General features: G+C 37.0%; 16 protein-coding genes. 15 read left to right on the top strand and 1 reads right to left on the bottom strand.

Annotated elements, in window-relative coordinates; translation table 11 throughout:
- Nucleotides 1-65: 65 nt before the first annotated feature.
- From JF75_RS07520 to alr, 15 genes are all read left to right on the top strand, one after another.
- A complete protein-coding gene (locus JF75_RS07520) occupies nt 66-929 on the top strand; it encodes a PRD domain-containing protein (protein WP_045928484.1) in 864 nt (287 codons plus the stop codon).
- Between the two features lie 2 nt (nt 930-931).
- Complete coding sequence (locus JF75_RS07515) at nt 932-2,377, top strand: PTS transporter subunit EIIC (RefSeq protein WP_052726890.1); 1,446 nt, start codon at nt 932-934, stop codon at nt 2,375-2,377.
- A gap of 17 nt (nt 2,378-2,394) precedes the next feature.
- A complete protein-coding gene (locus JF75_RS07510; RefSeq protein WP_046332485.1) occupies nt 2,395-4,107 on the top strand; it encodes a glycoside hydrolase family 3 protein in 1,713 nt (570 codons plus the stop codon).
- Between the two features lie 10 nt (nt 4,108-4,117).
- Entirely contained in the window at nt 4,118-4,588 is a 471-nt protein-coding gene (locus JF75_RS07505; RefSeq protein WP_046332484.1) for a PTS sugar transporter subunit IIA, read from the top strand.
- A 125-nt stretch (nt 4,589-4,713) separates the two neighbouring features.
- Entirely contained in the window at nt 4,714-5,628 is a 915-nt protein-coding gene (rbsK, locus tag JF75_RS07500; protein ID WP_046332483.1) for a ribokinase, read from the top strand.
- 152 nt (nt 5,629-5,780) lie between these two features.
- Nucleotides 5,781-6,689, top strand: a complete 909-nt coding sequence (locus JF75_RS07495; protein ID WP_046332482.1) for an L-lactate dehydrogenase — start codon at nt 5,781-5,783, stop codon at nt 6,687-6,689.
- 369 nt (nt 6,690-7,058) lie between these two features.
- On the top strand, nt 7,059-7,718 hold the full coding sequence (locus JF75_RS07490) for an amino acid ABC transporter permease (protein WP_045928479.1): 660 nt from the start codon (nt 7,059-7,061) through the stop codon (nt 7,716-7,718).
- On the top strand, nt 7,699-8,376 hold the full coding sequence (locus JF75_RS07485) for an amino acid ABC transporter permease (protein ID WP_045928478.1): 678 nt from the start codon (nt 7,699-7,701) through the stop codon (nt 8,374-8,376). The genes JF75_RS07490 and JF75_RS07485 overlap by 20 nt, the downstream gene beginning before the upstream one ends.
- 5 nt (nt 8,377-8,381) lie before the next feature.
- Nucleotides 8,382-9,122, top strand: a complete 741-nt coding sequence (locus JF75_RS07480) for an amino acid ABC transporter ATP-binding protein (protein WP_046332481.1) — start codon at nt 8,382-8,384, stop codon at nt 9,120-9,122.
- Between the two features lie 10 nt (nt 9,123-9,132).
- On the top strand, nt 9,133-9,978 hold the full coding sequence (locus JF75_RS07475; protein ID WP_046332480.1) for a transporter substrate-binding domain-containing protein: 846 nt from the start codon (nt 9,133-9,135) through the stop codon (nt 9,976-9,978).
- 115 nt (nt 9,979-10,093) lie between these two features.
- Nucleotides 10,094-10,342, top strand: coding sequence for a type B 50S ribosomal protein L31 (locus JF75_RS07470; protein WP_034981446.1), 249 nt, complete (start codon nt 10,094-10,096; stop codon nt 10,340-10,342).
- 131 nt (nt 10,343-10,473) lie between these two features.
- Nucleotides 10,474-11,841, top strand: coding sequence for a UDP-N-acetylmuramoyl-tripeptide--D-alanyl-D-alanine ligase (locus JF75_RS07465; RefSeq protein ID WP_046332479.1), 1,368 nt, complete (start codon nt 10,474-10,476; stop codon nt 11,839-11,841).
- Between the two features lie 10 nt (nt 11,842-11,851).
- Nucleotides 11,852-13,330 (top strand): degradosome RNA helicase CshA, encoded by a 1,479-nt coding sequence (cshA, locus tag JF75_RS07460; protein ID WP_046332478.1) that lies wholly within the window; start codon nt 11,852-11,854, stop codon nt 13,328-13,330.
- A 78-nt stretch (nt 13,331-13,408) separates the two neighbouring features.
- Nucleotides 13,409-13,762, top strand: coding sequence for a holo-ACP synthase (gene acpS / locus JF75_RS07455; RefSeq protein WP_046332477.1), 354 nt, complete (start codon nt 13,409-13,411; stop codon nt 13,760-13,762).
- A 2-nt stretch (nt 13,763-13,764) separates the two neighbouring features.
- A complete protein-coding gene (gene alr, locus JF75_RS07450) occupies nt 13,765-14,892 on the top strand; it encodes an alanine racemase (protein ID WP_046332476.1) in 1,128 nt (375 codons plus the stop codon).
- Here alr and JF75_RS07445 read toward each other — a convergent pair.
- Nucleotides 14,889-15,191 (bottom strand): transposase (locus JF75_RS07445; protein ID WP_141639350.1); only part of this gene is annotated, 303 nt, incomplete at its 5' end. The two genes, alr and JF75_RS07445, sit on opposite strands and share 4 nt — an antisense overlap.

Here is a 15,191-nt window from a genome sequence, read left to right as displayed (position 1 = left end):
AAATCATCAATTTGGTTCTTGTGTGCAAGCAGGTTTTTATTTTTTATTGAAAGGAGGAGAATTGAGTGTTTATTAAGCGTGGGATCAACAATAATGTTTCTTTTGTAGTCGACGACAAAGGTAAAGAATTAATTGTTACAGGAAGAGGAATAGCTTTCGGAAAACATGTTGGCGATGAAGTTGATGAAAGCAAAATAGAATATTATTTTCCAGTATTACCTCAAGAGATCTCCTCAGCTATGGCAAAATTGTTGGTTAATATACCAATTGAATATTATGCAATTGCTAATGACATAGTTGACAAGGCAAAATCAAAGTTAAAACAGGAGTTAAATCAAAGTCTAATCGTAGCTTTAACTGATCATATTTACAGAGCAGTTGAGCAGGCTAAAAAGGGCATAAAAATTTCGAATCCATTGATTTTAGATATAAAAAGAATTTACCCTCAAGAGTTTGAAGTTGGTCTTTTTGGCATCAAATTAATTCGTAATATGACTGGTTGCATTTTGGCTGAAGACGAAGCAGCCACAATTGCTTTACATGTAGTGAACAGTGAGTTGGAAAATAAGGGAGATTTTAACGGTTATCGTGTAGTTGAGATAGTTCATTGGGTTACGAATTACGTTTTTGATTATTTTAAGATCGATTTTGCTGAGAAAGCAGATCCACTGTATTATCAGCGCTTTGATACTCATGTTCGTTTTTTTGCTCAAAGAATTTTAGATAATGATTATAAAGAAAATGACGTTAATTCTTCTCTGCTAGTTGTTTTGTCTGATAAACAATATCAAAGGGAAAAAGATTGTGTGAACAGTCTCAGTGCTGACTTTGCTCAAAAATTTGACATCACCATTTATCAGGAAGAACGCGCCTATTTAGTACTTCATATTCACAATATGTTGAAAAACATAATCTCAAAGGAGAAATAAAAATGGGAAAATATACCTCATTGAGTAAATTTATAGTAAAAAATGTGGGTGGAAAGGACAATGTGGTCTCTTTAATTCACTGTTTTACCCGATTGCGTTTTGTTTTAAAAGATGAAAGCAAGGCGAATACCGAAGCCCTTAAAGGAAACGAAGAAATAGTTGACGTGATACAGGCTAACGGGCAATATCAAATAGTGATTGGCATGCACGTAGAATCAGTTTTTGATGAGATTAATAGCCTCTACCACTTTAGCGGAGGAGAAACTGTAGCTGACGAGGAGGCCCTGAAGAAAGATACGAAGCTAATTGATAAAAAACAATCATTATGGGATAAAGCAGTAGACCTTTTATCTGGTATCTTTGTCCCAATTTTGGGAGTTTTATGTGCAAGTGGTATGGTTAAAGGACTGCTGGCAATTTTGACCACAGCGGGTGTCTTAAAGAATACAGATGGCACATATATTATCTTGTATGCTATTGGTGACGCTTTATTTTATTTCTTCCCAGTATTTTTAGCGGTTACGGCTGGTAAAAAATTTCATGTTGATCAAATGACCTCGCTTGTTATTGGTACGGCAATTATTTATCCTACTTTGATACAGGCAATGTCAGGCAAAGCTGCAGCAACAGTTTTGTCGGGTACGATTTTTCAAACTAAGGCTTATTTAACTTTCTTACATATACCTGTTTTGTTAAATAACTATACTTCGACTGTCATTCCTATTATCCTAGCAGTTTGGGCAGCATCTTATGTCCAACGTTTTGCTAAAAAAATCAGTCCGGCATCCGTAGCAAATTTTCTTGTACCATTAATAACCATATTGGTGATTGTGCCACTAACTTTATTAGTAGTTGGTCCAGTATCAATTTGGTTGTCAGATATTATTGCTTGGATTGTAAAAGAGTTATATAAACTTAGTCCAATCTTATTAGGTGCCTTTATTGGAGGAATGTGGCAAATATTAGTAATCTTTGGCGTGCATAATGCCATTATCCCAATAGTACTGAACAATTTAGCCACACAAAAATTTGATGTTATTTTTGCCGCCAATATAGCCTGCCCTTTTACTCAGCTTGCAGCACTTTGTGCACTGGCTTTGATCCTTAAAGATACTAAGCAAAAGCGCAATACTATTGCTTCAATTTTCCCAGCAATTTTTGGTATTACTGAGCCGGCAATTTATGGTGTTACTTTGCCACTGAAGAAACCATTTTTCATAAGTTGTATTTCCTCAGCTATTGGTGGTATTTTAGCAATGTTAATGGGAGTTAAATTTTATCAAATGGGTGGACAAGGTATATTTGCTTTTCCTTGCTTCCTTTCTCCTAATGCTAATAATTTTTCCGGTATTATTAGTGCAGTGATAGTAGTATTAATTTCCATGGCAATTTCATTTTGCTTAACCCTCATTTTTTGCAAACCAAAAAAGCAAACAAATAATATTTAAGAAAAGGAGCATTGCAAATGACCGAAATAAATTTAAAGGGCAATCCATTCTACTTGAAAGATGAGCAGATTGATAATATTAAATTGCTCATGTCTAAGATGACAGTCAGAGAAAAAGTGGGCCAATTATTTTGCTTATTGGGCAATTATTCAACCGAACAAGAAATAAAAGAGGTTATTGAGAACTATCGGCCTGGTGGCATGATGTTTCGTCCGCAAAAGAGTTCCAGCATTCAGGCCTTGCAGCGTTATATTCAGGAGGTTTCCCCAATACCGCTATTGCTTGGCGCCAACCTTGAATCTGGTGGAGACGGCATAGGTACTGATGGGACCTTTTACGGCAGACAAATTGAAGTAGCGGCTTCTAATGATAAAAAGAACGCATACCGCTTAGGATTAATTTCTGCTCGTGAAGGTGGCGCTGTGGGATGTAATTGGTCATTTGCTCCTGTAGTAGATTTCAACAAAAATTTTGCTAATCCAATCATAAATGTTAGAACATACGGTGATAATCCTGATACTGTCATATCAATGGCCCAGGAATATATGAAAGCATGCCAAAGTTCAGGTATGGCGGTCGCAATTAAGCACTTCCCAGGAGACGGTGTGGATGATCGCGACCAGCACCTTCTGACATCAGTTAACTCACTAAGCATTTCTGACTGGGATAAAACATATGGCAAAATTTACCAGGCTATGATTGATAATGGAGCACTGACATTGATGGCCGGTCACATTTATCAACCTGCTTATACGAGATACTTTAATCCAGATGTGAAAGATGAAGATATTTATCCTGGTTCTCTATCATACGAATTGCTTCATGATTTATTAAGAGAGAAACTAGGATTTAATGGTTTGATTTCAAGTGATGCTACTAACATGGCCGGTTTTAGTTCACAAGGAAAAAGAGCAGAGCTGTTGCCTCAAGCAATTAATGCTGGTTGTGACATGCTTTTATTTACCAGAGACTTGGAAGAAGATTTTAATTTTGTACTTGATGCAGTGAACGAGGGCGTAATATCAACAGACAGATTGAATGACGCTGTTACTAGAGTATTAGCTACAAAAGAAGCATTGCACTTATTTTTAAAGCAAAGAAATAATACTTTGGTTCCTGAAAAAGAGGCTTTAAAAGTTTTAAAATGTCCAGAACATGTTAAATGGGCTAAAGAATTAGCAGATGAATCAATTACTTTAGTTAAAGACAAGCAAGATGTTCTACCTTTGACATTGCAGAAAAACAAGAAGATTCTGGTTTTCGTTATAGGAGATGTTGTCAGTGCCAGTGGCAAACCGCCTGTTTCAAGTATTTTTATTACAAGGCTAAAAGAAGAAGGATTTAATGTAACTGTATTTGATCCTGAAAATGAAGACTTAAAGGACTTAATGGTTAATGGTTCCGTCAAAGAGCTAAAAGCCAGGTTTGATACGGTAATATATTTTGCTAACGTTAAAACAGCCAGCAATCAAACAACTGTCAGGTTAAATTGGCTTAAACCAATGGGCTACAATGTTCCTTGGTTTGTACACGAAATCCCTACTATTTTTATTTCAATCGCTAATCCATACCACTTGCAGGATGTTCCCATGGTAAAAACTTATATCAATGCATATACAGCAAATGAATATGTTCCCGCAATTTTAGCAGATAAGTTGCTAGGCAAATCTCCATTTAAAGGTAAGAGTCCAGTTAATGCATTCTGCACTTATTGGGATACACATATCTAGGGAGGGAAATATGCTTAATTTTTTCAAGAGAAATGAAACTATTTATTCCCCATGTTCAGGTCTTTTTAAAACAATTGATGAAGTTAATGATGAATTGTTTGCTTCTAAAAAAATGGGTGATGGTTTTGCGGTAGTACCTTCAGATACGGAGATTTATTCTCCAATTACGGGGGTGATAACCATGCTGGCTCCAAGCAAACATGCTATTGGCATTGAAAGTAAAAATGGAACAGAAATAATGATTCACATGGGTATTGACACCGTTGGGCTTAACGGAACCCCTTTTAACATTAAAATAAAGAAGGGTGATAAGGTCAAAAGAGGACAGTTACTTGCCAATTTCGATTATAAGCAGGCAAAAGATGCAGGCAAGGAAACCGATGTAATTGTGATCATTTTAAATAACAAGAATATTGATTTGGATCAAACTAGTATGAGTCAGGTTAATTCACAAACAGAGATTGGATCTTTACCTAAATAAATATTTTAGGAGATATACATTAATAAAATTAATAACACATTTGAGGGTAATTTCAAATGTGTTATTATTTTTGGTAGAAGTAGGTTATTTGAAAATTATGCTAATTAAGAGGTTTTAAAGTTTAAATGAATAAAGTTACAGTTATTGGCAGTATTAATTTAGATACTAATTTGCGCGTCAAACAAATGCCCAGACCAGGTGAAACCGTTCATGCGTCAGAACATTATTCTGCCGCAGGCGGTAAAGGCGCAAATCAAGCAGTTGCTGCGGCAAGGTCAGGATGTGAAGTTAGCTTTATCGGTGGTGTAGGTGATGATGCACCGGGAAAAGAGATGCTGGGCTCACTTAAGAGAGAAGGCATTAATACCCAAGGTATTATCACAGCTAAAAAAGAATCAACCGGACAAGCATTTATTACAGTAGATGATAATGGTCAGAATGCAATTACTATTTATGCAGGTGCAAATTATGCTTTTGGACCAGCTGAAGTTGAGCAGAATCAGGATTTGATTAAAGATTCTGACTTTCTTATCGCACAATTTGAGACCCCACTTGCAGCAACAATTAAAGGTTTCGAAATCGCTAATGATGCGGGGGTAAAAACAATTTTGAATCCAGCTCCTGGAATGGCTAAAAACCCTGCTGACTTGTTAAAGCTTACTGATATCATTACTCCAAATGAAACAGAAGCTGAAACCATCACTGGAATTAAGGTGACTAATGAAAAAACTGCTCAAATGGCTGCTGTCAAATTACATAATCAGGGCGTAAAAATAGTTATTATTACAATCGGTGCTAAAGGAGCATTTTACGACTATCAAAATCAAAGAGAACTGGTCCCAGCTTTTAAAGTCAAGGCTGTTGATACTACAGCAGCTGGCGATACTTTTATTGGCGCAATGACCAGTATATTGCAGCCAGATTTGTCTAACTTAAAAGATGCAGTTCTTTTTGCTAATAAAGCTTCATCAATTACTGTGCAAAAATATGGTGCTCAGCCCTCAATTCCTTATGCAAAAGATATTAAAGTTGGTAAATGACGACCTGATTTTTAATTTTAGTTTCAGAAATTAAGATTGCTTTATTTAGTATAGCGAAAACGCCTTTTTAAACTCTATCTTTAGTATAATAAAAGAGTAATTGAGAGTTTGCTGAGATATTTCAACAGTTTTAAAAAGAAAGGCACTTAATTATGACAACAAAAATAGGTATTATCGGTGATGGTCATGTTGGCTGTACGGTTGCACATGAATTGATTATTTCAGGTTTAGTCGCTGATTTGGTGATGATTGATGTTAATGAAGGTAAAGTTAACGCTGATGCAATTGACTTTGAAGATGCAATGGCCAATTTGCCATATCATACCAATATTATTGTTAATGACTATAATGCACTAAAAGACGCTGACATTGTCATTAGTACTTTAGGAAAAATATCATTAGAAACAAAGGGTGACCGGTTCCAAGAACTTGAATATAATAAAAAGCAGTTAAGCCCAATTACTGAATCTATTAAAAATAGCGGCTTTAACGGTATTCTGATTGTTATTTCCAACCCAGTAGATGCAATAACCAGTCTTTACCAGCAACTAACTGGTTTGCCCAAAGAACATGTTTTGGGTACTGGTACTTTACTTGATACAGCAAGAATGAAAAAAGTTGTAGCTAAAAAGTTTAATGTTGATCCTCGTTCTGTGAGTGGTTTTGCATTGGGTGAACATGGCGATACTCAGTTTACAGCCTGGTCAACAGTAAAAGTATTTGAACAGCCATTAACTGAATTGGCTAAAAATGAATCATGGCAGCCAAGTGACTTAGAAGATGAAATCAAATTTGGTGGTCAAAATGTGTTTATGGGCAAGCATTACACTAATTATGGGGTTTCGGCTGCTGCGGTGAGAATAGTGCGGGCCGTTTTAACAGATTCACGGACAGAATTACCAGTATCAAGTTACCAAGAAAAGTATGGTACTTACATGTCTTATCCTGCAATTGTTGGTCGAAAAGGCATAGTTCACAAAATTAATTTACAGCTAACTCCAGCTGAAGAAAAATTGTTGGAAAAATCTGCTGCAGCAATTAAAGAAAAGTCACAGTCTTAAGAAGATTAAATAAATAGACCAAACGCGCTTAATCAAGCGCGTTTTTTATTAGCCCAAAGATAGAAAATGAGAGTAATATTAAGCAAAGTTATTGACAAAAAGTAAGTAAAAGCATAGCATAAGAAGCACTGATAGATGTTTTAGAAAGAAGTGCAGTTAATGAAACAAATGCAAAGACTGGAAAAGAAATGTATTTCATTAGATCATTTGCAAAATATTTGTTTCTTTTAGTATTCGCACTCAAATTTAAAACAATAAGTATTTAGGACCTGCGAATAAAGTATCCGCAGGCCTTTTGTTTTGTTAGAACTACTGTGACAAATAATGAGACTTCTGAGTCCATTTAAGTACTGCAGGGGGAGGTTAAAAATGAGCTGGCAAATTATTAATCAAAGTTTGCCTATTTTTGCAAAAGCTTTTCAACTGACTATCTGGTTGTCTGCTGTTGGCATAATTTTTTCTATTGTAGTGGGAGTTTTCTGCAGTTTAATCCAATATTTTAAAGTACCAATTTTGAGTCAACTAATAACAGCTTATGTAGAGTTAGCAAGAAATACACCTTTATTAATTCAATTGTTTTTCCTATACTATGCTTTTCCAGTTATTGGACTAAAAATGTCAGCCCAAACTTGCGGAATTATTGGTCTGGTATTTCTTGGTGGAGCATATATGGCTGAAGGTTTTACAGGAGGTTTTGCCGGGGTCAGTGCCACTCAGATTGATGATGGTAAAGCTTTAGGGATGAATAATCTGCAATTGGCCCGTTATGTTGTCTTTCCGCAAGGCTTTGCGCTAAGTATGCCTGCCTTAACAGCAAACATCATATTCCTGATTAAAGAGACTTCCATTTTTTCAGTGATTGCTATTCCTGAATTAACCAATACAGCTCTGGACCTAATTGGAATGTACTACCGGACAAATGAGTATCTGCTAATTTTGGTGATTGCCTACGCAATTATTTTAATTCCAATTATTTTACTGTTAACTTATTTAGAAAGGAAGGTACGCTATGGCACATTCGGCGATTAATGTTTTCTTTAGCGGCAATAACTTTAGCAGAATTTTACAAGGCTTGTGGACTTCCGTTTGGATTGCAGGTGTTAGTCTGGTTATTGGTCTTGTTTTAGGTACATTCCTAGGCGTATTGCGCACCTTACCCAATAAAATAATTCGGTTTATTTTGCGGCTATATCTGGAATTTTTCAGGATAGTTCCCACGATCGTACTATTATTTTTGTTCTACTATATTTTACCGCGCAGTTTTCACATCAATTGGCCTGCCAGTTGGATGGCAGTTTTAGCCTTTGCCCTATGGGTTGCTGCTGAGTTTAGTGATATAGTTCGTGGAGCAATAGAATCTGTTCCTATTGCTCAAAAAGAATCAGGCTTAGCTTTGGGTTTGAGCAAAGTGCAACTTTTTCGCTACGTTTTATTGCCCCAAGCCGTGCAGCTTGAGTTGCCAGCAACTATTAATCTGGCTACAAGAGTGATTAAGACTACCTCTTTACTAATGATGATCAGTATTATGGATGTCATCGCGATTGGACAACAGATTATTGAAGCTAATAACCAAAAATATCCGACAGCAGTTTTTTGGATTTACGGTCTGATTTTCTTTTTATATTTCATAATAGATTATCCATTATCAGTATGGTCTAAACGGCTAGCAGCAAAGCAGGACAGGTGAGATAAATGACAAAAGAAGTTTTACGCGTTGAACATCTAAACAAGTTTTATGGTGATTGGCAAGCTTTACATGATATTAGTTTTACGCTTCATCAAGGTGAAGTGCTGACATTATTAGGTCCTTCCGGTTCTGGTAAAAGTACTTTAATTAGGTGCTTAAACGGCTTGGAAGATTTTAAAAGTGGCTCGCTCTATTTTAAAGGACAAAAGATTGAGAACGATGCTAAAAATTGGCAGGCTTTACGTCAAAAAATTGGCATGGTTTTTCAAAGTTATGATTTGTTCCCTAACTTTACCGTTCTTGAAAACATTTTGCTGGCACCGGTAAAAGTGCAAAAAAGACCTGAAGAAGAAGTCAAAAAAGAGGCTCTGCAGCTGTTAAAACGAGTAGGATTGGAAAAATACGTTGATACTTATCCTCGAGAATTGTCTGGTGGACAAAAACAAAGAATTGCTATTGTCAGAGCACTGGCCATGCACCCCGAAGTAATGCTGTTTGATGAAGTTACAGCTTCTCTTGATCCCGAGATGGTTCGGGGCGTTTTACAAATTATGACCGATTTATCCCGTGTTGATCATATGACAATGATTATCGTAACCCACGAAATGAACTTTGCGCGTCAAATAGCAGATCAGGTTTTATTTCTAGAAGAGGGCAAAATTTTGGAAAATACACCTGGTAAAGAGTTTTTTGAACATCCCCAAACAGATCGTGCTCGTGATTTCTTGACTAGTATGGACTTTTAAGGAGTAAATAATGAAGAAAAATAAAAGCAGAAATATTATTATTGGTGTTTTAGTAGTTTTAATTATTGCAGTTGCCGCATTTTTTGGTATCAAGTCATCAAAAAATAATAGCAATAATGCGAATGAAAGCAGCGTGACTGTGATTAAAAAGCGGGGCGTTTTACGGGTTGCCGTGTTTGGTGATTTGCCTCCTTATGGTTGGGTTGATGATCATGGTAACCGTCTTGGTTATGATGTCCGTCTTGCTCGTCAAATGGCTAAGGATTTGGGTGTCAAAGTGAAATTTACCCAGGTTAATGCGAATAATCGCGTAGATACTCTTAATTCAAATAAAGCTGATATCGTTTTAGCTAACTTTACAGAAACACCTGAGCGTAAACAAGTCGTTGATTTTGCAAAACCATACATGAAGGTATCAGTTGGAGTTATTTCTCCTAAGAATGCTCCAATTACAAGCGCTTCTCAGCTAAAGGGTAAAAACTTGATTGTCAACAAGGGCACAACCGCAGAAAATTACTTTACCAAAAAGGGCGGTGTAGACTTATTGAAATTTGACTCCAAAACGCAGCAATTTAACGCTTTTAAAAATAAGCGTGCTGCCGCTTTAGCAGATGATAATTCATATCTTTATGCTTGGGTAAAGAAGAATCCTAGTTACACTGTTGGAATTAAAAATATTGGCCCTAATCAATTCATTTCTCCTGCGGTTAAAAAAGGCAACAAGTCTCTTTTAAATTGGACAAATAAAGAAATTACTAAATTAGTAAATAAAAAATTCTTTACTACTGATTACAATAAAGAACTCAAACCATACTTTGGCAAAGAAGTTAAGCCGAGCGACATTGTTTTAAATTGATGCAGCTGCTATAATAAATAAGTCTTGAATTTTGCCTTTAAAGATGATAAGGTATTAAACGTTAATCGATTAATCTATGACTTGAAATAGGAGTCATGGCAAAGGAGTAATAAATATGAAACAAGATATTCATCCAGATTACCAACAAGTAGTCTTTATGGATTCAGCAACTGGTGCTAAATTTGTTGCTGGTTCAACATTGAAGCCAAAAGAAACAGTGGATTATGAAGGTAAAACTTACCCACTAGTTCGTGTTGAAATCACTTCAGATTCTCACCCATTTTACACTGGCAAGCAAAAGTTTGCTCAGGCCGATGGCCGAATCGAAAAGTTCAACAAGAAGTATGGCATGAACAACAAGTAATATCTTCAATCTGGTGGAAGGCAGTCCCATTGGGGCTGCTTTTTTATGTAAAGCATAATTGTTATACTACTTAAATAAGGAGTATAATTAATACTTTAGCAAAAAACTCTTTTCGGCTAGGAGATAAAAAGATGAAAATGCAACTGGCAGAGATAGCCAAAGCAATAAATTCAAAGTGTGAAGGCAATGATCAGACCGTTATTACTTCTGTTGCCTTTGATTCTAGAAAAATCGCTGCAGGCGGCTTATTTGTACCGCTAAAGGGCGATAGAGACGGTCATGATTTTATCAATAGTGCAATTAGCAATGGGGCAAGTGCTACATTGTGGCAAAAGGGCCACCCTAATAAACCTGATAGTATTGCAGTTTTAGAAGTTGATGATCCGTTAACTAGCATGCAGCAACTGGCACAGTACTACTTAAATAAGGTTAACCCCACTGTTGTTGGTATTACTGGATCAAATGGTAAAACCACTACTAAAGATATGACGGCAGCTGTTTTAGCGAAGAGATTTAATGTTCATAAAACTGATGCCAACTTTAATAATGAAATTGGCGTTCCCATGACTATTTTAGACATGAAACCAAATACAGAAATTTTGGTTTTAGAAATGGGTATGGATCATGCTGGACAACTGCATCAACTAAGTGAATTGACCCATCCGGACGTTACAGTTATTACGATGATTGGCGAAGCTCACATTGAATTTTTAGGTTCACGTGCAGCAATTGCCGATGCTAAAATGGAAATTACCGACTTTTTACGTGAAGATGGCGAACTAATATATAACGGGGACGAACCACTTCTGCGTGAAAGGGCAACTAAAATAGTTCAAAATAAAGTTACTTTTGGTTTTGCCAAAAATGATACAGTCTATGCGACAGGCTATCGTAGCTACAAGCATCATGCGACTTTTACGATTGATAACTCTGATCATAAATTTACTATTCCGATGATTGGCAAACACAATGTTTCTAACGCACTTTCTGCTCTTTGTGTTGGCAGGCATTTTGGTGAAAGTGATGAAGAAATAGCTACTGCTTTGGAAAAATTTACTCCGACAGCTGACAGAATGGAATGGGAAAAAGGCGACGTTGGAGAAGACATCATGAGTGATGTCTATAATTCCAATCCGACTGCTGTACGTGCTGTAATTACCAGTTTTGGTCAAATTCAGGTACCTGCAGGTAGTCGGCGAATCGCTGTTCTGGGTGATATGTTAGAATTAGGGCACAGGTCAGCTGATCTTCATGCAGGTCTAGCAGATTGTCTTGAACCCCAAGTGATTAATGAAGTTTATTTATATGGTACAGAAATGGCGCATTTGGCAGCTGCGCTTAAGGAAAGTTATCAGCCTAAAAACTTGCATTATTACCCACAAGATCAGATGCAACGATTGATTGCAGATTTAAAAAATGATATTAAGCCGAACGACATTGTTGTTTTGAAAGGCTCCCACGGGATGCACCTGGAAAAAGTAGTAGAACGGCTTAGATAAGGAGAATTTAGTGAAATTTTCAGAATTAGGATTAAAAGATGAGCTTTTAAAAGCGATTAAGCGTTCAGGCTTCGAAGAAGCAACACCGATTCAGGAACAGACAATTCCTCTAGCCTTAGCAGGCAAGGATGTAATTGGACAAGCTCAAACCGGTACTGGTAAGACTGCAGCGTTTGCGCTTCCTATCTTACAAAATTTAGATAAACATAATAAGGTTATTCAAGCATTGATTATTGAGCCTACACGTGAGCTTGCTATTCAAACTCAGGAAGAGCTTTTCAGGCTGGGGCGCGATGAAAATGCTCGTGTACAGGTTGTATATGGCGGTGCTGATATTGGTCGGCAAATTCGTTCCCTTAAGAACCATGTGCCTGCAATTTTAGTAGGTACGCCGGGACGTTTACTTGATCATTTAAAACGCAAGACTATTAATTTAGAAAATGTTAATACCATTGTTTTAGATGAAGCTGATGAAATGCTGGACATGGGTTTTATCCAAGACATTGAAAGTATTTTAAGTTACGTTAAAAATCGCAAACAAACCTTATTATTTAGTGCCACAATGCCTAAGCCAATTTTGAACATTAGTGAAAAGTTCATGAATAACCCGGAGATTGTGCGCATTAAGACCAAAGAATTAACTGCCGACCTAATCGACCAGTACTTTGTGCGGGCAAAGGATTCAGAAAAATTTGACATCATGTGCCGTTTGATTGATGTTGAAAGTCCTGATTTGGCAGTGGTATTTGTTAGAACTAAACGCCGAGTTGACGAAGTCACCAGGGGACTTCAGGCCCGTGGCTACAATGCAGCGGGAATTCACGGTGATTTGACCCAGGCTCGCAGACTTACTGTTTTAAAGAGGTTCCGTGCTGGTAAACTAGATATTTTAGTGGCAACAGATGTTGCTGCCCGTGGTTTGGATATTTCCGGTGTAACTCATGTATACAATTACGATATCCCCCAAGACCCTGATTCTTATGTTCACCGCATTGGTCGTACTGGTCGTGCTGGTCAAAATGGTAGTTCCATCACTTTTGTTACGCCAAATGAAATTGGTTATATGAGAACGATTGAGCAGTTAACTAAGAAAAAAATGACGCCTCTTCGTCCACCATCTGATGATCAAGCCTTACGTGGCCAATTGAAGGTCGCTAAGTCCAAGATTGAAGAAATTATGAAAGAGGACTTATCCAAATATACCGATGATGCAAATGAATTGTTAGAAAACTATTCAGCAGTTGACTTGGTATCAGCTTTTCTGAAGAATTTGTCCAAAGATTCTTCAAATGTTGAAGTCAAAATTAGTTCTGAAAAACCATTGCCGTATAAGGGTAATGGTCGTGGTGGCCGTGGTCATTATAGCCGCGGAAGGAATAGTCGTGGCTATCGCGGTGATCGTAACCGCAGCCGTGGCAATTATCGTGGAGGCCATTCTCGCCGTTCCGGTAATGGCAGAAATTTTATTATTAAAAATAAAAAAGGTTAATGTTTTTACTAAAAAAGAGTTGTGACAATTTACAACTCTTTTTTAGTATTATATTTTTGATATTACGAGGAAAAGAAAATGATTGTTGGAGTCGGCATTGATGCCATTGAAGTTGAACGTGTAGAAAAAATCATTGCCAGAGGGGATAATTTTGCTCGTAAAGTATTAACTCCCAAAGAATTCGAGCAGTATCAAAAACTCTCAGGTAGACGTAAAGCGGAATATTTAGGTGGTCGTTTTTCTATCAAGGAATCCTTTGTCAAAGCTATCGGAACAGGCTTTGGTAAAGGCATTGGCTTGCAGGATGTAGAAACGTTGTGGGATAAATTGGGGCATCCAATTACTACTTCCGCTAAATTTGATGGCAAAATTTTTCCTAGTATTACTCATGATCGGCATGAAATAGTTACATTAATTGTTTTGGAGAAATAAACATGATTCCTGGAATTCACAGACCTGCAGCAGTATATGTTGATTTAGCTGCAATCAGACAAAATATTAAAGAAGAAATTAAACATTTAAGACCTGATCAAAAGCTGTTTGCTGTAGTTAAAGCAAATGCATACGGTCATGGTGCAGTACGAGTTGCTCAAGAAGCAGTCAAAGTTGGTGTCAGTGGTTTTTGCGTTGCTATTTTAGACGAAGCGTTAGAATTGCGAAGAGCTGGAATTATTCAGCCAATTCTGGTTTTGGGAGTGACTCCCGTAAAATATGCTTCGCTAGCAGCTGTCAATGATATTTCTTTGACAGTTCCTAACTTAAAATGGTTACAAGATTCTGAAGCAGAACTAAGTCAGAATCACTTGCAATTAAAAATTCACTTAGCGGTGGATTCTGGCATGGGTCGCATTGGCTTTAGCGAAGATGACGAATTTATTGCAGCAAACGATTTTTTACTAAATAATTCAAATTTTAATGTTGAAGGAATGTTTACCCATTTCGCTTCAGCTGACAGCAATGATGATTCCTACTTTCTGAATCAAGTTGACCGTTTCGCACATTTTAAAAAATTATTGAAGTTAAAGCCGAGATGGATTCACGTTGATAACACTGCAGCTAGTGTTTTTAATAAGAAGGTTCACAGTGATTTAGTTCGTTTTGGTATTGGGATTTATGGCTTAAACCCTTCATCAAATCCAGCAGGCTCGGAATTAAAAACCGCAATTAAATTAAAGCCAGCAATGTCCTTTGTTAGTGAATTAGTGCAGGTTCATACCATTCATAAGGGACAGGGCGTAGGTTATGGTTCAACTTATATTGCTGACCAAGATGAGATTATCGGGACGATACCAGTTGGTTATGCGGATGGCTTCATACGTAAGTTTCAGGGCTTTAAAATTAAGGTGGGGTCTGAATATTGTCCTATTGTTGGGCGCGTTTGCATGGATCAGCTAATGGTTAAATTGCCTTGCAAAATGGCAGTAGGAACCAAAGTGATTTTGATTTCCAATGATCCAGATGCACCAAACAGTATCAAAAAGGCAGCAGACTATGTTGATAGCATTCATTATGAAGTTGCCTGTTTGCTTGATGATCGTTTGCCGCGGAAATACTATAATTAATAAAATAGGTAAGCAAAAGTGTCTGGGAAAAAACTAACTCCCAGATAACAAAAGACGATCAATTTAACTCTTAATTTGATCGTCTTTTTCTGTCTCTTTTTATTCTTGAATAAAAAAGAATGGTCCTTAGGCCATCTTCTGTGCCAATATTTGCTTAAATTCATCATCATGAAGGCTATTCCAACATCGGTTTCTACCTTCTTTTTCCCTCTTAAATGGGTTCGACGCATGCCAAAGACGTTCTTCAAATGCCCGAAAACTGGCTCGACATCATACTTTCTCATGCTATAGCTGTGTCT

The organism is Lactobacillus kimbladii (assembly GCF_000970755.1).
In the GTDB taxonomy this organism is placed as follows: Bacteria; Bacillota; Bacilli; order Lactobacillales; family Lactobacillaceae; genus Lactobacillus; species Lactobacillus kimbladii.
The sequence above is the reverse complement of the archived record's forward strand: the minus strand, read 5'-3'. Positions and strand labels throughout refer to the sequence as shown.

What these genes read in the sequence shown, in the direction of transcription:
- alr (WP_046332476.1), top strand. Translation starts at nt 13,765, where the DNA reads ATGATTCCTGGAATTCACAGACCTGCAGCAGTATATGTTGATTTAGCT.
- JF75_RS07475 (WP_046332480.1), top strand. Translation starts at nt 9,133, where the DNA reads ATGAAGAAAAATAAAAGCAGAAATATTATTATTGGTGTTTTAGTAGTT.
- JF75_RS07510 (WP_046332485.1), top strand. Translation starts at nt 2,395, where the DNA reads ATGACCGAAATAAATTTAAAGGGCAATCCATTCTACTTGAAAGATGAG.
- JF75_RS07495 (WP_046332482.1), top strand. Translation starts at nt 5,781, where the DNA reads ATGACAACAAAAATAGGTATTATCGGTGATGGTCATGTTGGCTGTACG.
- JF75_RS07515 (WP_052726890.1), top strand. Translation starts at nt 932, where the DNA reads ATGGGAAAATATACCTCATTGAGTAAATTTATAGTAAAAAATGTGGGT.
- JF75_RS07465 (WP_046332479.1), top strand. Translation starts at nt 10,474, where the DNA reads ATGAAAATGCAACTGGCAGAGATAGCCAAAGCAATAAATTCAAAGTGT.
- rbsK (WP_046332483.1), top strand. Translation starts at nt 4,714, where the DNA reads ATGAATAAAGTTACAGTTATTGGCAGTATTAATTTAGATACTAATTTG.
- JF75_RS07485 (WP_045928478.1), top strand. Translation starts at nt 7,699, where the DNA reads ATGGCACATTCGGCGATTAATGTTTTCTTTAGCGGCAATAACTTTAGC.
- acpS (WP_046332477.1), top strand. Translation starts at nt 13,409, where the DNA reads ATGATTGTTGGAGTCGGCATTGATGCCATTGAAGTTGAACGTGTAGAA.
- JF75_RS07480 (WP_046332481.1), top strand. Translation starts at nt 8,382, where the DNA reads ATGACAAAAGAAGTTTTACGCGTTGAACATCTAAACAAGTTTTATGGT.
- JF75_RS07490 (WP_045928479.1), top strand. Translation starts at nt 7,059, where the DNA reads ATGAGCTGGCAAATTATTAATCAAAGTTTGCCTATTTTTGCAAAAGCT.
- JF75_RS07470 (WP_034981446.1), top strand. Translation starts at nt 10,094, where the DNA reads ATGAAACAAGATATTCATCCAGATTACCAACAAGTAGTCTTTATGGAT.
- JF75_RS07505 (WP_046332484.1), top strand. Translation starts at nt 4,118, where the DNA reads ATGCTTAATTTTTTCAAGAGAAATGAAACTATTTATTCCCCATGTTCA.